The organism is Anabaenopsis arnoldii (genome assembly GCF_028331025.1).
Lineage (GTDB): Bacteria > Cyanobacteriota > Cyanobacteriia > Cyanobacteriales > Nostocaceae > Anabaenopsis > Anabaenopsis arnoldii.
The window spans coordinates 1-20,900 of sequence record NZ_JAQMUH010000014.1; the positions used below are offsets into that span (position 1 = coordinate 1).

At 41.6% G+C, this 20,900-nt stretch carries 10 protein-coding genes and 3 pseudogenes; 7 read left to right on the forward strand and 6 right to left on the reverse strand.

Annotated elements, in window-relative coordinates; genetic code table 11:
- Positions 1 to 60: 60 nt before the first annotated feature.
- From PN457_RS01370 to PN457_RS01390, 5 genes are all read right to left on the reverse strand, one after another.
- Complete coding sequence (locus PN457_RS01370; protein ID WP_271730821.1) at positions 61 to 759, reverse strand: hypothetical protein; 699 nt, start codon at positions 757 to 759, stop codon at positions 61 to 63.
- Positions 760 to 1,192: 433 nt separating this feature from the next.
- On the reverse strand, positions 1,193 to 2,224 hold the full coding sequence (gene mtnA, locus PN457_RS01375; protein ID WP_271730822.1) for an S-methyl-5-thioribose-1-phosphate isomerase: 1,032 nt from the start codon (positions 2,222 to 2,224) through the stop codon (positions 1,193 to 1,195).
- Between the two features lie 43 nt (positions 2,225 to 2,267).
- Entirely contained in the window at positions 2,268 to 4,277 is a 2,010-nt protein-coding gene (locus PN457_RS01380; protein ID WP_271730833.1) for a cation:proton antiporter domain-containing protein, read from the reverse strand.
- Between the two features lie 315 nt (positions 4,278 to 4,592).
- On the reverse strand, positions 4,593 to 6,500 hold the full coding sequence (dxs, locus tag PN457_RS01385; RefSeq protein WP_271730823.1) for a 1-deoxy-D-xylulose-5-phosphate synthase: 1,908 nt from the start codon (positions 6,498 to 6,500) through the stop codon (positions 4,593 to 4,595).
- A gap of 100 nt (positions 6,501 to 6,600) precedes the next feature.
- Positions 6,601 to 7,311, reverse strand: coding sequence for an S-layer homology domain-containing protein (locus PN457_RS01390; RefSeq protein WP_271730824.1), 711 nt, complete (start codon positions 7,309 to 7,311; stop codon positions 6,601 to 6,603).
- Positions 7,312 to 7,808: 497 nt separating this feature from the next.
- Here PN457_RS01390 and rpiA point away from each other — a divergent pair, with 497 nt between their 5' ends.
- The 7 genes and pseudogenes from rpiA (at position 7,809) to PN457_RS01425 (ending at position 20,297) form a co-directional block, all read left to right on the forward strand.
- On the forward strand, positions 7,809 to 8,519 hold the full coding sequence (gene rpiA, locus PN457_RS01395; protein WP_271730825.1) for a ribose-5-phosphate isomerase RpiA: 711 nt from the start codon (positions 7,809 to 7,811) through the stop codon (positions 8,517 to 8,519).
- A gap of 123 nt (positions 8,520 to 8,642) precedes the next feature.
- Positions 8,643 to 11,069, forward strand: a complete 2,427-nt coding sequence (locus tag PN457_RS01400) for a GH116 family glycosyl hydrolase (RefSeq protein ID WP_271730827.1) — start codon at positions 8,643 to 8,645, stop codon at positions 11,067 to 11,069.
- Between the two features lie 1,095 nt (positions 11,070 to 12,164).
- Positions 12,165 to 12,512: pseudogene (locus tag PN457_RS01405) on the forward strand (HetP family heterocyst commitment protein); the annotation flags it as partial.
- A gap of 1,281 nt (positions 12,513 to 13,793) precedes the next feature.
- Positions 13,794 to 14,403 (forward strand): annotated as a pseudogene (locus PN457_RS01410) (helix-turn-helix domain-containing protein).
- A 21-nt stretch (positions 14,404 to 14,424) separates the two neighbouring features.
- On the forward strand, positions 14,425 to 17,463 hold the full coding sequence (locus PN457_RS01415) for a peptidase domain-containing ABC transporter (protein WP_271730828.1): 3,039 nt from the start codon (positions 14,425 to 14,427) through the stop codon (positions 17,461 to 17,463).
- A 78-nt stretch (positions 17,464 to 17,541) separates the two neighbouring features.
- Positions 17,542 to 19,116 (forward strand): putative HlyD family type I secretion protein, encoded by a 1,575-nt coding sequence (locus PN457_RS01420; RefSeq protein ID WP_271730829.1) that lies wholly within the window; start codon positions 17,542 to 17,544, stop codon positions 19,114 to 19,116.
- Positions 19,117 to 19,505: 389 nt separating this feature from the next.
- Positions 19,506 to 20,297 (forward strand): peptidylprolyl isomerase, encoded by a 792-nt coding sequence (locus PN457_RS01425; protein WP_271730831.1) that lies wholly within the window; start codon positions 19,506 to 19,508, stop codon positions 20,295 to 20,297.
- 23 nt (positions 20,298 to 20,320) lie between these two features.
- Here the strand turns inward: PN457_RS01425 and PN457_RS01430 are convergent.
- A pseudogene (locus PN457_RS01430) lies at positions 20,321 to 20,900 on the reverse strand (ATP-binding protein); the annotation flags it as partial.

Genomic DNA, 20,900 nt, shown 5'->3' on the forward strand with positions numbered 1-20,900 from the left:
AAATCAAGCATAATTTGCTGTCTAATTATTTAATACAGCAACTCAAACGCCCAAGTATTCCTATGTGCTTGGTTTAATTGAAATTGTCCCGTGGCGCGGCTCCCTCCGCTCCCTATTTGTGCCAGTTGCGTAAGTCCTGAATTTGATACAATTACCTTGGTCATCACATCCTTGATAGGAGAGATTGCCTGTATTATTTACACCTGACCAAGAGTTGCGACCACCAATAGTGATTGTCCATTTACCATTAGTGAAGGTTTCTAATTCACTGGATTGGGGTTCACCTGTTGATGTTTCCTGCAAAATTTCCATTTGGGAAATTATTGATTCTTGACGAGTTTTACCGCAGGGTTCAGCACTTTCACAATCATTTAATGATGCGATTTCATAAGATGCGCGTACTTTCTGATTTAAATATTTGTCTGCTTGGTCGCAAATCTCAAAGGATGCTCCGACATTATGTTCTTTTCCCTGATCATCTACTATGGTGGCGTAGCAGATAATATCGCCGGTGACTAATTCCTTGACTGTAGCGATTGTTGGCTGATTATTGCTGGAAGCTTTATTACTATTGTCTGTGCTTGTATTATCTCCCCCCGTAGATGATGTATCCGCTGTTATCGTTTGATTTTCCGTTATTTCTCCCCTATTGTTTGTAGTATTTGTATTGTTATTGCCAGTATTACTTGGGGAATTGGTACAACTATTAATCAAAATTGATGAAACAATTATTACCAGGGTAGCAATTAACTTATTCATGATACTTTGAATTCAAGTTTTAATAGAAGAATACAGTTTGAAGAAACACTATCTGAATCTGAAGAGTTAAAAGCTATATAATTTAATATTCTAATATAGCAATCCTAAATGATTTATGAACAATTTCTGTTCCCTGTTCCCTGTTCCCTGTTCCCTTTCCTCACTCATAATTTCTCAAGTCAAATAGGATGACTATATTCGATTTAATATTCGCCCCGGCATAATCAAAAGTTGGTACTCAGAGGATGTTTGATAAGTTTTCAACAGGTAATTTTTATTTTAGGGAACAGGGAACACACCGAACAGGGAATGGGGAATGGGGAATGGGGAACCGAAACAATAAAATCCAGTCCCCTCCCCTTACAAGGGGAGGGTTAGGGAGGGCTCAAACAATAGTTGATACACTAATCATGACTTGACAAAGATCCTCTAATTAATATTTGAAACTTGCCAATTTATCAGGAGGAAATGCGCCATTTTCAGTAATGATGGCTGTAATTAATTCAGCTGGGGTAACATCAAAAGCCGGATTGTAGAAATCAACAGCCCCTGGTGTCAATATAGTATCGCCAACTTGGTATATTTCCCCTGGGTGACGTTCCTCGATGGGAATTTTACTACCATCGGGTAAACTAAAATCCACAGTAGACAAGGGAGCCGCAACAAAGAAAGGTATATGATGAGCCTTAGCAGCGATCGCCACACTATAAGTACCAATTTTATTAGCAGTATCACCATTAGCAGCAATGCGGTCTGCACCCACCACCACAGCATGAATTAAACCCCGTTGCATACAATGGGCAGCCATACTATCAGTAATTACCGTAACTGGAATACCTTCTTGAACACATTCCCAAGCCGTAAGTTTTGCCCCTTGGAGACGGGGGCGAGTTTCGTCAGCAAAGACACGTTCTAATCGTCCCGACTTCCAAGCAGAACGCACAACACCCAATGCTGTACCATAGCCAGCAGTAGCTAACGCCCCCGCATTACAGTGAGTGAGAATTGTCAGCTTTTGTGGGGTTGGGGGTAATGCGGCCAAACCATGGTCACCAATAGCGTGACAGGTTTGTAAATCTTCAGCATGAATAGCTTGGGCTGTTTCCCAGAGCTTTTGTGTAATTTCTGTGACAGTTCCCAGAGTTTCATAAGCAGTTTTCATCATGCGGCTAATAGCCCAAAATAAATTAACTGCTGTGGGGCGTGTAGAACGCAACAAATCGGCGACCTTTTCTAAGCGTTCTAAAAACTCGTGGTGATTTTGGTTCTCAATTTCTCTTGCACCAAGATACATCCCATAGGCGGCCGCGACACCAATAGCTGGCGCACCGCGAACAATCATAGTTTTAATCGCCTGCGCCATGTCTTCACTGCGGTGAATTTGGACGACAGTATACTCATTAGGGAGGCGAGTTTGGTCAATGAGGGAAACGGAATTATTCTGCCAAATAACGGGGTAAAGCATGGGAGAAAATTAAGAAGATGGTGGGGATGTATAAGCCTGGTGCCTATTGGGGAAAATAAGCGATAATCATGGCTACTTGGGGTTGATTACGAGCGATGACTTCTGGTGCATAACCCAGAAGTGAAAATAGTTGACTTTTTTGCTCAACAGTCCCATTTAACACCAATAGGTCGTTAGTTTTGAGTAATCGAGAGACTTGACGCACAAAATTACCACGCACCTTTTGAATTGGTGTGTCTGGAGGTGCTGGAATATCTGGAGGTTGTACAGTGGTTTCTCGTACTGATTCCACTTGTAATAGTTGTAGCGATGCTTTGAGTTCCGTGGCTAGGGCTTTGGCTAATTGGATATTTGCCCCAAAAGAAGTCGCGTAAGTTTGTTGGGTGGTGAAGGCTAAAAATACTCGCCTTGTATGCTCAATTGGTAATGGAAACCGAGTTACTAGAACTGGTACTGAACTGCGATTAACAATCTTGTCAATGACACCGCCAAATAAATTTTCTTGATAAGTTGAGTAACCCTTCCAACCGCAAATAATCACACTAGCTTGTTGTTCTTCTGCGACACGAGCAATACCTTTATCAATTGATTCATCAATGCGACCAATGGTGGTAACCTTGGTAACAGCAGCATGGGCAATCATTTCGGCAGTGGATAATAATTGATTTTGTCTAGTCTTATCCTCTGGGGAAATGATGGAATTTTTCTCTAGTAAAATATGTAGGGGTAACAAAGTCCCTTTTGCAGATTTTGCGAGAATAATTGCCAACTGGAGCAAATTATCCTCAGTGCTGGGGTTAGCAACTGGGACTAAAACGCGATCGCCTATGTTGAGGTTGTTGGCTTTTTGACTAGTGAGTTCTCCCTGGTGAAGTTTTTGTCCCCACTGTGCTGTAATCCAAGGAGAAGCAACACAGGTAACTAAAATCATGGCGATGGTGCCATTCACGGTTAACTGGTCAACCAAATCGATTTTATAAGCAACGGTAATAGCCGCGAGAGTGGAAGCAGCTTGAGCCACAGACAGCCCAAACATTACCATAATATTGTCAAAATTCATTCCAAATAACTTACCAGCACCCCAAGCCGGAATGAACTTGACAATAATGGCCACAGTCACCATGACAGCTGATACTAGTAGCGATCGCGGCTCTTGAATCAGAATCCGGGGATTTACCAACATCCCCACAGAAATCAGGAAAAATGGCACAAACAGGGTATTACCGATAAATTGAATCCGATTCATTAGGGGGCTGAGGTGAGGTATTAGTTGAGTAATAGCAACCCCTGCTAAAAAAGCCCCAATAATTGGCTCAATTTGGACTAATTGTGCTCCGTAGGAAACCACAAACAAAGTAGCTAAAACAAAGGTAAACTCTGCTCCTTCGTCGTGTCCAAAGCGCTGAAAAAACCAGCGTCCCACACGGGGAAGTCCCCAAAGTGTGAGAAAAGTGTAGGTAATCAGTGAGGGAATTAGGAATAGCCAGAAACCCAGGGTTAAATTACCTTCATGTGCCCTCACCACCACCGCCAATACTAAAAGTGCCAGAATATTGGTGATTAAAGTCCCCCCCAGAGTGGTAGTCATTACCTGCGATCGCATAATACCCAGTTTGCTTGCGATAGGTAATGCTAGAAGAGTATGAGAAGCGAAACATGATGCCACAAGAATACTTGGCAATAAATCGTAGCCGATGGACATCATGGCAGCAGCACCTAAAATCATAGGTACTAGAAAGGTAGCTAATCCAAAGATAACCGCCTTATCAGCGTTGTATTTCATGTCATCCAGGCTAGTTTCCAGACCTGCCATGAACATGAGAAATAATAAACCTACTGTACCCAGTAGTATAATTGTGTTATCTCGTGCCAACAATCCCAGGCCATTGGGACCGACTACAACCCCAGCCAAAATTAACCCCACAATGCCAGGTAGTCGAATTTTCTCAAATAACAGGGGAGCGATGAGCATAATCCCCAAAATCATCAGAAATACCGGTACTGGGTCTTTGATGGGTGTTGAGATCAGGGTAGTCATTAATAAATTATTCATATCCTGCCCTAGGGTTGCGATAGCGCGATCGCTGCTGCAAGCAGATCGCATCTGGATTTTACATCACTTACGCAAAATACCCGTCAAACTCTCATTTCTCCGTTTCTTCTGTGCTTGTGGTGGTTTATTCTTCGGTGAGTTTTGCGTAAGTTCTATTTTAGAAGGTGAGTAGCTACTATCTGATTGATGTCAGTCCCAATACAGAATCAAGATGCGAAAAAAAGGTGAGTTATCCTCACCTGATTAATTAATCAATGCAGTTAGTTTTGATCATGTCATGTTGATTAACCGGAGATGATATCAGTCCCTATCGCCCTAGATAACATTAGATGCTTGCTTTTGAAAGAAAGCAGCCATAACTCTTTCAGTTATTTGACGACTAGTTAAACCTAATTCGGCCTTAGATTCTTCCGGTGTGGCATGGTCTACTAAAATATCGGGTACACCAATACGCTTGACAGGAACCACAACATCGGAATCTAGTAGTGCTTCGGCCACAGCAGAACCAAAACCACCCATAACACAGCCTTCCTCCAACGTAACAACGCGGCCGATTTGCTTGGCCAGGGGTACAATTAATTCTGTATCCAAGGGCTTGACAAAACGGGCATTGATTACAGTTGCCTCGATGCCATGTTCACTGAGCATTTGTGCTACTTGCATACTAGGATGTACCATGGTGCCGTAGCCGATAATTAAAACATCATCGCCGTGACGAAGGATTTCCCCTTTACCGATATCTAAAGGTTCCCAGCCTTCTTCCATGAGGGGAACACCGTAGCCGTTACCACGGGGATAGCGCATGGCAATTGGTCCACTGGTGTAGTTAATACCAGTTACCATCATGCGTTGTAGTTCCGCTTCGTCCTTAGGTGCCATCATCACCATATTAGGAATACAGCGCAGATAGGCAATATCATACATACCTTGGTGGGTAGGTCCATCGGCACCGACAATTCCCGCCCTGTCTAAACAGAAGAACACAGGCAAGTTTTGAATACAAACATCATGAATGATCTGGTCGTAAGCCCGCTGGAGGAAAGTTGAGTAAATGGCTGCCACAGGGCGCATTCCTTCACTGGCTAAACCGGCACATAGGGTAACGGCGTGTTGTTCAGCGATACCCACATCGATATATTGATTGGGTAGTTTAGCCTGGAGTTTATCTAAACCCGTTCCCGTAGCCATTGCAGCTGTAACCCCAATAACTTTGGGGTTTTGTTCCGCGAGTTTAACTAATGTGTGGGAAAAGACTTTGGCATAGGAGGGAGGTTTGGGCTTGGTAGAGGGAATAGCTTTCCCTGTGGTCAGGTTAAATGGACTTTGGGCATGGTAGCCTACTTGGTCTTTTTCGGCGATTTCATAGCCTTTGCCTTTAACGGTAATCACATGCACCAAAACCGGCCCTGTCATTTCATGGGCTTGGTGGAAGGTAGCAATTAGTTCCTCTAGGTTGTGGCCATCCACTGGTCCAATATAAGTAAAACCTAGTTCTTCAAAGACTGCGCCTACCTTGGGAACTGCTAAACGCTTCATTCCTTCTTTGATGCGTCCGAGTTCGGGAGATAAAGATTCACCAACAAAGGGAATCTGTTTAAACTGTTCCTCAAAATTATCTGTGATAAACTGCACCGGTGGACTGAGGCGCATTTTATTCAGGTAACGGGGAATTGCTCCGACGTTGGGAGAGATGGACATCTCATTGTCGTTGAGAACAACTAGCAGTTTAGTTTTAGGTAGGTGTCCTGCATGGTTGATGGCTTCTAAAGCCATTCCTCCAGTTAAAGCACCATCACCAATTACGGCTACTGATTTAAATTTTTCTCCTTTCAATTCTGCCGCTAAAGCCATACCCAGTGCGGCGGAAATACTGGTAGAAGCGTGTCCAGCACCAAAGTGATCAAATTTGCTCTCACACCGCTTGAGATAGCCTGCAATGCCATCTTTCTGTCTGAGGGTATGAAAGTTGTTGTATCTTCCGGTAATTAGTTTATGGGGATAAGCTTGATGTCCTACATCCCAAATGACTTTATCCCGATCCAAGTCCAGTGTCTGGTAAAGTCCTAGTGTTAACTCTACAACTCCTAAACCAGGCCCTAGATGTCCCCCACTTGTTGCTACGGTTTGTAGGTGCTTGTCTCGGATCTGGCGGGCGATTTGTTGCAATTGCCGGATTGACAAACCATGCAACTGGTTAGGATGGGTGATTTCACTCAGATGCATATTATGGGGTGTTCCTCTCTAAACTCTACTTCTATCATTTTTTAATTTTCCCACGGTGGGGATGTCTCTGGAATGATTTAGTCACAATTATTCCCCATCGTCATTTTTCTGCAGGTGGGATCACGTCGGGTGTGAGTGACATTTCTAGTTGTGGTTGCTGTCTTTGTAAATATTGACTCAATACATACGCCATATCTCCACGGGTCATAGGCCGTAATGGTAAGATGTTATTTTGGTCGTCTGTGTTGATCAATCCTTCGGTAACTACTGTGGCGATCGCTTTCCTAGCCCATACTGGAATTGATTCTGCATCTGGATGCTGATCAAGTATTTCATTTACGATGTCGTCACCAAACTGAAATACACCATAAGCTTGGGCAAAAATCGCTAAGGCCTCTGCCCTGGTCACCCTTTGATTAGGGAAAAATAAATTCCCCCGATATCCTTTCATAATATCGGTTTTAAGCACTGTCTGAATGTCCTTAAATGCCCAATGGGAAGGAGGAACATCTGGGACATTTTGAGACTCTTGTATTTTAACGGGTTCCCTTTGAGCTAGGTTAAATACTTTCACTAAAATTGCCGCCAATTCCGCCCTACTTATCATCCTTTCTGGATAAAATTTGCCATCTGGTGAATTGGCCATTAACTTAGCTGCAATCACTTGTTGAATTGCTGGGGATGGCAAGTTATCACTAGGTTCTACTGCTCTGGCTACGCTTAATGTTAAGTTGTGTAGTAGTAATACTAAGGAAAGAGTAGCTAGCAAGTTTCGCTGATTTCTCATGATGTTAATTGGGCTATTCTGCATCTATAAATAGCTGAGAGCATCACCTGGTTGGGTGAGTCTCAAAATGTTCTCTGCGGTTGGTTGACGCATTTTTAATTGATTAAGTTGCCATGATTTTCAGTCAATAACTAGTCGGGTGGTTTTAGTCAATCAATCATTTTGTACTAAGGTATATGTACGATTTTGCTAATTATAATTTCATCAAAGTTGACCTGGTTTTGATTAATTTAGTCACTAGTCATTACTGCTTGAGGGTGCCTACGCTAGCAGTGGATACTGAGAATTTAACCCTGAATTTCCGAAAGGATAAGTAAGTAACCATTGCAACAAATCACCAAGTAATTGTACTGTGAATTAACTGTGAGACCCAAACCAAATAAATATTATAACCTGTGGTCTATAAATCATGTGGCTTGCGGAAATGATGGGGAATTTTGCCTGAGTGAATTGGGAATTGACTAGGATGTAGTATAGTCGGCCGTGATAGACCATTTAGTCAATATTTCAGGAGTTTTGGGATGAGTGCAACAGCAGACCCCGTGAAGTTGATGAAGCAAGAAGTTGGCAAGGCGGCCGCCGCCCTGGTAAAATCAGGCTCGATTGTCGGTTTGGGTACAGGGTCAACCACAGCTTATACAATTCAGTTTTTAGGCGATCGCCTCAAATCTGGTGAACTTAAAGATATTGTGGGTATTCCTACCTCTTTTCAATCAGAAGTCCTAGCCAAAGAATACGGCGTACCTCTGACCACCTTAGATGCTGTTGACCATATTGATATTGCCATTGATGGGGCTGATGAAGTAGACCCCAACAAAAATTTAATTAAAGGCGGTGGTGCAGCCCATACCCGCGAGAAGGTAGTGGACTACCTGGCAAATCAATTTATCGTTGTAGTAGATGCTGGTAAATTAGTAACCCGCTTGGGTTCTTCTTTCGCCGTACCGGTAGAAGTTATACCGATGGCTATTACCCCTGTTACCAACGCCATTAAAAAACTCGGTGGTAAACCTGAACTCCGCATGGGTGTAAAAAAGGCAGGACCGGTCATTACAGACCAAGGTAATATGGTATTAGATGTCAGGTTTGATTCTATTGATGACCCTGTTGCCTTAGAAAAAACACTGAATAATATTCCTGGTGTCTTGGAAAATGGGATCTTTGTCAACTGTGCAGATGTAGTTTTAGTGGGCGAAGTTAAAGACGGTCAGCCTTTAGTACGACAACTTTAAGGCTAACATGGGGAGTCGGGGAGATAATTACCTCTTCCCCATGTCCTCCGGGTTAATTACTTAATATAAATTACACATTTACTTACGCTTCCTGAGCATAAAGCAACCTGGTAAAATCAGGTAATGACAAAACTGATATCCTCGGTAATTCCTCCTTGCACTTGGAGTCGTCCCATCGGTTTGGGTTGGGAGAAGCCCTATACCGTCCGTTATGCTAGTAATATTGATGATGGACCATGGCACGGTATGCCTTTGGGTGGCTTTGGTGCGGGTTGTATCGGACGATCTTCACGAGGAGAGTTTAATCTGTGGCATATTGACGGCGGTGAACATACGTTTCAAAATATCCCCGGTTGTCAATTTAGTGTGTTTGAGTCCGATGGTAAATTTTCTCAAGCTTACGCTTTGGCTACAGAAGCACCAGAAAATTCTAGTCTCCCAGAGTGGAAATGGTATCCAGCATCCACACAGACACAGGAAACAGGAACTTATCACGCCCTATATCCCCGGAGTTGGTTTGTCTACGAAAATGTATTTCAAGCCGAGTTAACCTGTGAGCAGTTTTCCCCAATTTGGGCAGAGAATTATCAAGAAACTAGCTACCCTGTAGCAATTTTTCATTGGAATGCTCATAATCCCACAAATGCACCTATAACTTTAAGTATTATGCTCACGTGGGAAAATATGGTGGGCTGGTTTACTAATGCGCTGAAGTCTCCAGAAGTGAGAATACGGGATGATGGTAGTCCGGTTTATGCATATCAGCCACTTTTAGGTAAGAGTCAAGGTAATTACAATTTTATAGCAGAAAACACAGAATATTTCAGTTGTATTTGTAGCCAAGTAACTGGTGATGATTCAGTAGGAGAAGGTGATGGGAGTTGGTGTATTGCGACCATTAAACATCCCATGGTAGAAGTATTTTACCATACTCGCTGGGAACCGGCGGGGACGGGGGAAGATGTATGGCAAAGCTTTACTGTAGATGGTTCTTTGCCTAATTATCAAGATACAACTCCTGCATTAGAAAATACACAAATAGGGGTAGCGATCGCAGTCCGGTTTACTCTGCAACCAGGAGAAAGTTTAGCAATTCCCTTTGTTGTGTCTTGGGACTTTCCGGTAACAGAATTTGCAGCGGGGATTAACTATTACCGCAGATATACAGATTTTTTTGGTCGGAGTGGTAATCATGCTGGGGCGATCGCCTCTACAGCCCTGACAGAATATCAAACCTGGTATAAAAAAATTCAAGCCTGGCAACAGCCAATTATTGACCGCCAAGACCTACCAGACTGGTTGAAAATGGCTCTATTTAATGAGCTATATGACCTAACCAGCGGCGGAACTCTGTGGAGTGCAGCTTCAGAACTTGACCCCATGGGTCAGTTTGCGGTGCTGGAGTGCTTAGACTATCGCTGGTATGAAAGTCTAGATGTGCGCTTGTATGGCTCCTTTGGGCTATTAGTCCTGTTTCCTGAACTAGAAAAATCAGTGATGCGAGCATTTGCTAGAGCAATTCCCCAGAGTGATACTCATCAGCGGGTGATTGGCTATTATTATACCATTGGAGCAGAGGAAACAACCGCATCTCGCAAAGTGTCCGGGGCAACACCCCATGATTTGGGCGCACCTAATGAACACGTGTGGGAGAAAACTAATTATACCTGTTATCAAGACTGTAATCTGTGGAAGGATTTGGGTAGTGATTTTGTCTTACAAGTATACCGGGATTTTTTGCTCACAGGTGCTGAGGATGTGCAGTTTTTAGTAGATTGTTGGGAGGGAATTGTGCAGACCCTCGACTATCTCAAGGCTTTTGATTTGGATGGTGATGGGATTCCGGAAAATTCTGGCGCACCTGACCAAACTTTTGATGATTGGCGTTTACAAGGTGTGAGTGCTTATTGTGGGGGTCTGTGGTTGGCGGCTTTGGAGGCGGCGATCGCTATTTGTGATATTTTGTTAAACAACCACAGAGGTACAGAGAAAACAGAGGAGTTAAGAGCTAGGTATCAGCTTTGGTTAACCCAGTCTATGCCTGTGTATCAAGAAAAACTTTGGAATGGTAAGTATTTTAGGTTAGATAGTCGGAGCGGTTCGGATGTGGTGATGGCTGACCAGTTGTGTGGACAGTTTTATGCCCGTTTATTGGGATTGCCGGACATTGTACCATGCGATCGCGCTTTATCTGCCTTACAAACTGTTTATGAGGCTTGCTTCCTGAAATTCGGTCATGGTGAATTTGGTGCTGCTAATGGTGTTCTTCCTGACGGTTCACCAGAAAACCCCAATGCTACCCATCCCCTGGAAGTTTGGACAGGAATTAACTTTGGTCTGGCGGCTTTTCTCGTCCAAATGGGGATGCAGGATGAAGGTTTGAAGTTAACAGGTGCTGTGGTACAGCAAATTTACCAGAATGGCTTACAGTTCCGCACCCCTGAAGCTATCACCGCATCTGGTACCTTCCGGGCTAGTACTTATCTGCGGGCTATGGCTATTTGGGCAATTTACCTAGTTATTACTGCCAAAGAACACAATTATAAATAATACTTATTTCTTAATATCTTAATTAAGACACCCCCAGTATTGATAGTATATCATATCAGCCCAACAATTTTACTCCCATGAGTAAAGATTTGTTATTCAATGTGATTAACCGAAGATAGTCTGAATCACCCCACAGCCTCAAGTTGTCTTTTCCCAGCTTTACTTAATCGGTAACGAAAAATACATAAAAAAACATACAGATGTTTTACCATCATGGGTTGGATGCTATTCTGTCTCCAGCTTAATAACTCACTATCTGGAATTTTTGATTTTATTTTCCGGGTATTCCATGAACCAAAAGAACATATAACTAGGGTTAAAAAAGATTTCCCATACTTAGGGATAGCAACTGTTATCTACCAAAATATCAAGAATTAATCAATTTTTAATTCAACCATTTGACACATGGGAATAAATTCCCTATGACCAACTGTTTATCTTCGATCTTGATCTTAGTGCTGAATCCATATCTGTTTATCAAATACCTATGTCAAAAAAATACCAGGAAATCAAATTTACTTAACGACAATGCTCTGAAAACTAGAGCTAAAAAATACATAATTAACTGACCAGGGAAAGCTATTTAAATTAACAGTTATAAGATATAGTCATCCTATTTGACTTGAGAAATTATGAGTGAGGAAAGGGAACACACCGAACAGGGAACAGGGAACAGAAATTGTTCATGAATCATTTAGGATTGCTATACAAAAAACTTGAAACCTGTATCTAGTAATATCCGTATTCAGCGATGAACAGACTTTTAGCTTAATGTCAGTTTATCAAAAGCAACATCATGTCAAATGTAGTGGAAATCTCAAGTTAAGGAAGAAGTTTACAGATGGAATCGGTAGATGTTTTTTTAAACTACTATTTAGCTTTTTATAAAATGTCAACTTCTAGAATAAGTAATTTACTTACAGCAACTTTTTATCTTGTTTATGTTCACTGGAAGTGTAAAAACTAAAACTATTATCAATTGCATTACAGTTACCTGTTAACATAACTTTCTTCCCTGAAGTAAATTAAATTAAAATTTGAAATCAAACAAAAAACAATTAATTTAGACTAGTTTCATGAGAGTGGAGTAAAAGCATGAATCAAGATATTTCTGGAATTAGTAAGAACTTCAGTAAACCAATGAATCCTCAACAATTTGATCAAATAGTAGAAGCGATTATTGCTGGTAAGTATTCCTGGGCTTGTGTTTTAATGCTACGTATAGTTGGTTACAATCCTTTACATTACATTCCCTATCGAACCTACAATCGATTACTCAAGGAAAATACCCGTAATCAAAATATAAAAAATGAAAGTTCCAATATTAATCCTTCATCTAGATGTTTAAGTAAAATGAAAGACATTGCTTAACTTGAGGTGCTGCAAAAGCAAACAAGCGAAATTCATGGTAGTGGTTTGGGTAAATACTCACCACTACAAGTTTCATCCTAGGGATGGATACTTGAAATATAGCAATCCTAAATGATTCATGAACAATTTCTGTTCCCTGTTCCCTGTTCGGTGTGTTCCCTTTCCTCACTCATAATTTTTCAAGTCAAATAGGATGACTATAGAAAAAATAGATACTGATAGATATATCTTTATCTTGCCGAAGATAGATGCACAGATATAATTTAATTTTTATAATCCGTTCTTGAGTCAAATTTACTTGACACACATTTGAATCTAGAAGTATAGACTATAGATTGAAAAGTCATATTTTATGTCCGCAATTGAATAAATCTGTAAATTTATTCCAGACAAAATTAATTATTAATTTCACTTAAAGATATAATCGATATTGAGTAAAGATTTAACTTTTTTTCTCAAAACCCTTGACTGTATTTAAGAAAATTTCTAAAAGGATAACAGTAGGTTAAGACAAGAGATTGAATAACTGTCACTTTTTTTTATTGGACTTATTTTTCAGATTAATCGAAATCTGCTGATGAGATATTAGCTAATATTAGGCTAGTCTGGGAAGTAGATTTGTATTCACAACCTGACCTTAGCTGCTTCTAGGTTCCATTTTTTTATGGGACAAGTTTACACCACATTTTTGGTAATGGAAAAAAAACCAGTTGAAATGTCTTGAGGTTGATATATCAACCTGTATGGCTAGCATAAAAGCTAACAGTAACATCCTCAAAATAGGAGTTATAGAAAAACTCCAAATTACTTACCGACGAGCATCAACCAAGATAACTGGTTGAAGTCACTACCAATATCACACCAAGTTATCAGGGTTAGCCAGTGAGTAGTTTACTGGTTTGAGCTATCTTACCAGAAATTGTTGTTTATGAGATGAGACAACAGCTATGCTTGCTTCATATTTTGTCAGGTTTGCTTACTACTACTTACTAACTATCTATGGTTACGCGACACAAGCTGTGGCTCACACCACAAGAGCGCAGCTTTTAACTAAGAATGTGTTGACTGGGAAAAATAGAAAAATTCCGTGATTTATCGGTAGATTTTTGATTAGTACTCTGATGGCGAGTCGATGACCATAGTCAAAATTTGTGGGTTTTAACTATTTTTAGAACCCACAATTGGTCACCATAGCATAGTAAAAAACCAAGCATTATACATCAATGAAATAGTTAATTAGCTAGTAATTGCTAATTAATATTGCAGTTATCAAGCCTGATTTATAGAGGTTTGAGTATAGCTGCAAGTGATTAAAATGCCCAACTTTTCAATAAATGATGACTGGTAATAGATATGTCACACTCTGTTAGTCAAAGCGAAACTTGGGAAAACTATAACCTGCAAAACATCCAAGAAGGTAAATTTTTAACTCATTTTCAAAGAAAGGCTTTGCTCAAAAGCCTACAAAGTGATTTACAGCCAGAATATCGGCGGCGCATTGAAATTATGTTGTTAGCAGATGTTGGTAAATCTCAAAGCCAAATCTGTGAAATCATAGGTTGTTCTCAGGAAATGGCGCGCTACTGGATTGGTTTAGCAGAAGCAGGTTTAGCACACAAATGGAATGAGCGACCCATCGGTAGACCTAAAATTGTCAATGCTCAGTATTTGGAGCGCTTGAAAGAATTGGTCATCCATAGCCCTCGTGATTATGGCTATGCATTTACCTATTGGACAGCCCAATGGTTAAGCAAACATTTAGCTAACGAATTTAACATTCAAATTAGCGATCGCCACATTAATCGCTTGCTCAAACAAATGGGACTATCAACGAAACGTAAAACTTCCCACCCACTGGAAACTGAGCAACCCAAGGATGCTGGGATTAAGATTTGCGACTTGCAATGTCACTGGTGAAACTAATTTCCATTGGTCATTAAATCTGATTCAGACCAATAAATAATTCTGTCTTGGAGGTCAGGAAATGACATCAGCGTTTTCCCCAGAATACTTAGCGCAACAACTTATCCAAAGCTTAGGTGAGTCGCTGTCAGAACCAGAAATTGAAAGATGCTTAATTGGCGTAGAAATTGTCCAACCAGCAGTAGCCAAGCAATTTTGGCAATCAACAACCGCGCCGAATGGCATATATATCGTTCTTGGGGGTAAGGTCAGACTTTTAGATACCTCGAATAACTTAATTACTACCCTGACAACTGGAGCATCATTTGGCGAACTGACCTTATTTACAGAAGAAGAATTTAGTCCTTATGTGGCTAGAGCTTCTGTGAATTTAAAACTGGCTTATTTTCCCCAAGCCTCATTACAAGAGGCGATTCGCAAACATCCGAGCATTGGCGATCGCCTCAGACAACGTGCCCAACTGTGGGATTTGCTGTTGTTATGTTGCCAAAGCGCCCTAGTTCCTCACAACGGATCTGTAGAAGATATACTCAAAGCCCTAGCTTTATTTGAGCCTCACACTGTAGAAGGGGACTCACTCCCTGTTAAACTCTTCCAAGATACCAAACTTTGGCTATTACATCACGGAGAACTAGAGCATAGTGATGGACGCAGATTAACACCGGGAAATATTTATATACATCCCCAGCAGGAAAATTGGCGCGGGACTCCACCCATCACAATTTACACTCTAAAAAATGCGAGTTGGCAACTAGCATTAGAATTTTGGCCGCAATTGGCTGAGTTATCGCAACAGCGCCAAGAGGTTCTTTTAGAAGCAACTACCCCCAAGAGAACCCCACAATTACCACCAGCAGATCCCACACCGAAAAAAAAGCAAAAACGAGCTTATTTTCCCAGTCCCAGGGTTCAAGTTGGGCATTGGTGGGGACGTTTAAGTAAGCGGTATCCATTCTTTGAACAGCAAAGCGCTGCTGACTGTGGGGCTGCTTGCTTAGTGATGATTAGCCGCTATTGGGGTAAGCGCTTGAGTGTGAATCGACTGCGGGATTTAGCTAACATCAATCGTACCGGTGCTACACTTCGGGGTTTAACAACTGCGGCGGAAAGTATAGGTTTTACTACCCGTCCCGTCAAAGCCAGCTTGGATAAATTAGCACAACAAACCTTACCCGCCATCGCCCATTGGGAAGGCAAACACTATATTGTTGTCTATGAAATCAGCAAAAAACACGTGATTGTTGGTGACCCCGCCTTTAGTCAACGCACCCTCACCCATGACGAATTTAAGGCTGGTTGGACTGGTTACGCATTGTTATTACAACCTACAGCGCAGCTGAAAGAAACTGAGGAAGACAGTACACAATTCTGGCAGTTGTTTGAATTAGTCAAACCCCATTCTAAAGTGCTGCTAGAAGTCTTTGTAGCTTCGGTATTCATTCAGGTATTTGGACTGGTGACACCGTTATTAACTCAGTTGTTATTGGACCGAGTACTGGTGCAGCGTAGCACTCTGACATTAAACGCAGTGGGGTTTGGGTTGCTGATTTTTGGCTTATTCAGTGTGATGATCAATGGACTGCGGCAATATCTCCTAGATCACACAGCTAACCGCATCAGCGTGGCTTTACTGGTGGGTTTTATTAAACACACCTTCCGCTTACCTTTAGCCTTTTTTGAGTCGCGCTATGTTGGTGATATTATTTCCCGGGTTCAAGAAAACTATAAAATTCAGCGCTTCCTCACCGGAGAGGCTCTGTCTATTACCTTGGATTTGCTGACAGTGTTTATCTACGTGGGGTTGATGTTTTGGTATAGTGCACCCATGGCATTATTGAGTTTAACCATCATTCCACCATTCTTTATTTTGGCACTGGTGGCTACACCTTTCTTTCGCCGCATTAATCGGGAGGCTTTTAATGCTACAGCCAACGAAAATAGTTATCTGATTCAATCTCTTACTGGTATTAGCTCCATTCGCTCAATGGCTATTGAACAAACAGTACGCTGGCATTGGGAAGAGCTATTAAATAATGTGATTAAAAAGACCTTTGCCGGGCAGATAATTAGCAACAAAATGCAGCTTTTTAGCTCTGGGATTGAAACTCTAGTAACTACTGGTTTGCTGTGGTTTGGGGCATGGTTAGTTATTCAAAATGACTTGACAATTGGGCAGTTAGTGGCTTTTAATATGTTATTGGGTAACATCATTCGCCCATTTCAAAGGTTAGTTGTTTTGTGGAATCAGTTCCAGGAAGTTGTTATTTCTAGCGAACGCATTAATGATGTTTTGGAGGCTGCACCGGAAGAGGATTTACAGCATCAACCCCGCCAATTTTTACCGAGGTTACAAGGTCATATTAAGTTTGAAAATGTCACTTTCCGTTATCACCCAGAAAGTGATATTAATGTCCTGGAAAATCTCAGCTTTGAAATCTTACCTGAGCAAACTGTAGCGGTAGTTGGGCGTAGTGGTTCAGGAAAAACAACCCTCACGAAGATGATATTAGGGCTATACCTGCCGACAGATGGCAAAGTATTAATTGATGCCCAAGATGTGACTAGTATTTCTTTACGATCGCTGCGATCGCAAATTGGTGTTGTTGATCAAGATACTTTCTTATTTGGCGGTACAATCCGGGAAAACATCAGTATTGCTCACCCAGAAGCCACCCTAGAGGAAATTATTACAGCCGCAAGTTTAGCCGGAGCGGATGAATTTATCAAACTGCTACCCACTGGTTACGAAACCCAAATTGGTGAAGGTGGGGGAATGTTATCTGGTGGACAACGCCAACGCCTGGCGATCGCCCGGGCTTTACTGGGAAATCCCCGCTTATTACTCTTAGATGAAGCCACAAGCCACCTTGATGCGGAATCTGAGCGAATTATCCAAAATAACCTGAAAACCATCCTCAAAGGGCGCACAAGTCTAATTATTGCCCATCGCCTGTCCACGGTGCGTCATGCTGACCTCATCCTGGTTTTAGATCGTGGCTTACTCGTGGAAAGCGGGACTCACGATGAATTAATCGCTAGAAGAGGTCATTACTTTTATCTCAACGAGCAACAACTGGGAGCAACAGCGCCAACAGCTTAAAAACCTGGGAAACTGCCAATTTAACAGGAGAATTTGTCCACGAAAAATTCTCCTGGACAGTAAACGGTTGAATTACTTATGCCAAACCCATCTCAACATTTATCATCTATACTTGCAAAATCACAGCAAGACTCAGCCCTGAGCTCTAGCTTGGGTGGGGTGAATCACCAGGTTGAAAATTCTAGTGCTGTTGTTGATGATCAGACACAGGTACAAACCCAAGCCAATGATTGGTTTTACGGTACAGAAGAACTGCTGGATGCTTTGCCAAAACTCTGGACACGTTCCCTACTGTACTTTCTGGTGGGATTTACCACTATTATTTTACCTTGGTCGATGCTCACGAAAATTGATGAGACAGGCAGCGCTAGAGGGCGTTTGGAACCCCAAGGAGCGACCTATCAGTTAGGAATTGCAGTTCCGGGAACCGTGAAGGCTGTCAATGTTCACGAAGGCGCTATAGTCAAAGCTGGTCAGGTTTTGCTAGAGTTGGATTCTGAGGTGTTAGAAACAGAATTGCAGCAAAGACAGACACAGTTACAAGGACTGCGCGATCGCCAAGCCCAATTAAAGCTGCTGCAAAACCAATTGATGTTAGCTATTAATATTCAAGAGCAACAAAATCAAGCTCAAGAATTAGAAAAAATGTCTCAAGTCCGTCAGGCGCAGCAAAATCTGGATGCGCGGCGGAGTGTGTATAACTTACAGAAGTTAGAAAGACAGGCTTTAGTTGAGCAGGCTCGCCAAAACATTAATTCTACCCAAACAACTGAAAAGTTAGTTAAGAATCGTTTTGACACAGATTTGACAGAAGTTGCACGCTATCGTCAATTGTTTGACCAGGGTGCAATTCCCCAAATCCAACTTGTGCAACTACAAAAGACAGCAGAAGAAAGCCAACGCTTGCACTTACAAGCACAATCTGATGTTACTTTAGCTCAACTGCGTTTAAAAGAGGAAACCAGCCGCTATCAGGCGACTATGAATCAAGCTGTAGCTGATATTCAGCAAGCAAAACTACGCCTACAAGAACAGCAAGGTAGTTATCAAGGTGTCGTTCAAGCCGGTAAATTAGCACTACTCAGAAGCCAGGAACAACTTAAGGATATGGACGGCCAAATTAGTACCCTGGAAACAGAAATAGCTCAAACCAAGAGCCAAATTCAGTCCTTACAGATTCAACTGCAACAACGAGTAGTGCGATCGCCCATTGATGGTATAGTTTTTCAGTTACCTGTGACTAAACCAGGCCCTGTGGTAGAACCAGGACAAATCATTGCCCATATTGCGCCTCAAGATAGTAAATTGATTCTCAAAGCCCAGATACCCAGCCAACACAGTGGTTTCTTAGAGGAGGGAATGCCAGTGAAAATCAAGTTTGATGCTTATCCCTACCAAGATTATGGCGTGTCCGCAGGGCGTGTGAGTTGGATTGCACCTAACTCCAGAGTTCAGTCTCACAATCAAGGCAATATAGACACTTATGATTTAGATATCACCCTAGATCAACTTTATGTGCAAGCTGCTAACCAGCGCGTTAATTTAACCCCTGGTCAGACCGCCACCGCAGAGGTAGTTATCCGTCAGCGTCGAGTTATTGATTTCATTTTAGATCCGTTTAAAAAATTGCAACAGGGGGGACTAGAACTTTAGTTACAGCAGTTTACAGGTAAATGGGGTACAAATATTGGTGCTAAAACTCTTGTGGGGTGTGCATTCTACCCGCCACTGTGTACGGCGAAAACCAAAAGGGTTTACCCCACACTAACTCTCCCATTATTAAGGGAAGGGGACTAGATTCACCATTTTTACCATGGAATATTACCCCTATTTGTCTAGTCTAAAACCTAGAAAAATAGGGCTTATATCTGTATTATTTAATTTGAATAAAGATGATAAACAATGGTGAATAATTAAAATATTAAAACTACCATCAGATAGAGACAATAAACAATATATTAAGCAAATATGATGAATAAGTTACTGACTAAAAAAGTCAAAATACTCAGGGAAAATTAGTTATTAGTTGGAGGAATTTAGCCATGTCAAATATTTTAGAATTTTCTGCTGAAGACATTATTTACTATATAAAAATGGCTTGCCAAATCCCCGGAATTTTAGAAGCGATCGCTACCCAAAAAATCATTGCTGAAGCCGCCGATAAAGCAGGAATTGAAATTTCTATAGAAGAACTGCAAACAGCAGCAGACGATCTTCGCCTAGCTCACCGACTACTGAAAGCAGAAGACACTTGGGCTTGGTTAAAAAAACATTATATTTCCCTAGATGACTTGGAAGAAATAGCGAAAATCAACCTCACATCCTCTAAATTAGCCAATCATTTATTTGCAGAGCAAATAGAACCATTTTTTTATGCACACCAATCTAAATATTTTGGCGCAGTAACTTATGAAGTGGTATTAGATGATGAAGATTTAGCCTTAGAACTATTTTATGCACTCAAAGAAGGCGAAATTAGTTTCCAAGAAATTGCTCGTCAATATATCCAAAATCCCGAAACCCGTCGCACTGGTGGTTATCAGGGAATCCGCCGCCGTATTGACTTCAGAGCCGAGATTGCAGCCGCAGTTTTTGCCGCCACTCCCCCCCAGATTCTTAAGCCCATTATTACACCCAAAGGAGTACATATAATCTCAGTTGAAGAAATAATTAAACCAGAGTTAGATGATAACTTGCGGTTGCAAATTATGGGAGAGTTTTTTAGCAATTGGCTACAGCAACAAATAGCCTCGGTGGAAATTGTAGCCAATCTCAAAGAAAATAATCATACTCCAACATCACATCGCCTCCTCAAATCAAGCATACCCAGGTAAGTTGACAGTCAACAAATCCAAACCTACCCCCGAATTACTGTAATATTTCTGCCTTGGGGACTTAGGGTTATTTCGGTGGTGGTTCGGTCACTGATGGGGGGTAAGTCGGGGCGAAGGTCAAATATTACTAACCATCCTGTATCTAGATTGAGTCCTGATAAATACTTATCTAGCTGTATCAATCCTTGGGGTAAGGGGTCGGCTTTACCCTGTTTCCATACCTTTAATTCCATCCCTAACACTACATCCCCATAACGCAGACATATATCCATCCTCCCGGAGCCTATGGCGTATTCCCGTTCTAAGCTACCACCACCATTAACTACACGGTGTAAAAATGCCATTAATACTAAGTGGGGCGCAATTTCTGGGTAAGGGGTACTTTTAAATAATGGCTCCCCATGTTGTCGCCAAAAGTCTAAAAAGGTTTCTAACAATATTTGCGGGTTTAATTCCCCTGTGGGTGTTAACCAACTGGGTTGAATCATCGGTAAACTATCTTGAGTTCCCTGGGATAACACCTTGGGGATTACCTCTTGATAAATGGGGTTAGCTACCTTTAACCCACCCTCTTTACTGCGAATCACTAAACCTAAATCTAAC

Excerpts from the sequence above, each read along its gene's own strand:
- PN457_RS01370 (WP_271730821.1), bottom strand. The coding sequence starts at position 759 with ATGAATAAGTTAATTGCTACCCTGGTAATAATTGTTTCATCAATTTTG.
- mtnA (WP_271730822.1), bottom strand. The coding sequence starts at position 2,224 with ATGCTTTACCCCGTTATTTGGCAGAATAATTCCGTTTCCCTCATTGAC.
- PN457_RS01380 (WP_271730833.1), bottom strand. The coding sequence starts at position 4,277 with ATGAATAATTTATTAATGACTACCCTGATCTCAACACCCATCAAAGAC.
- dxs (WP_271730823.1), bottom strand. The coding sequence starts at position 6,500 with ATGCATCTGAGTGAAATCACCCATCCTAACCAGTTGCATGGTTTGTCA.
- PN457_RS01390 (WP_271730824.1), bottom strand. The coding sequence starts at position 7,311 with ATGCAGAATAGCCCAATTAACATCATGAGAAATCAGCGAAACTTGCTA.
- rpiA (WP_271730825.1), top strand. The coding sequence starts at position 7,809 with ATGAGTGCAACAGCAGACCCCGTGAAGTTGATGAAGCAAGAAGTTGGC.
- PN457_RS01400 (WP_271730827.1), top strand. The coding sequence starts at position 8,643 with ATGACAAAACTGATATCCTCGGTAATTCCTCCTTGCACTTGGAGTCGT.
- PN457_RS01415 (WP_271730828.1), top strand. The coding sequence starts at position 14,425 with ATGACATCAGCGTTTTCCCCAGAATACTTAGCGCAACAACTTATCCAA.
- PN457_RS01420 (WP_271730829.1), top strand. The coding sequence starts at position 17,542 with ATGCCAAACCCATCTCAACATTTATCATCTATACTTGCAAAATCACAG.
- PN457_RS01425 (WP_271730831.1), top strand. The coding sequence starts at position 19,506 with ATGTCAAATATTTTAGAATTTTCTGCTGAAGACATTATTTACTATATA.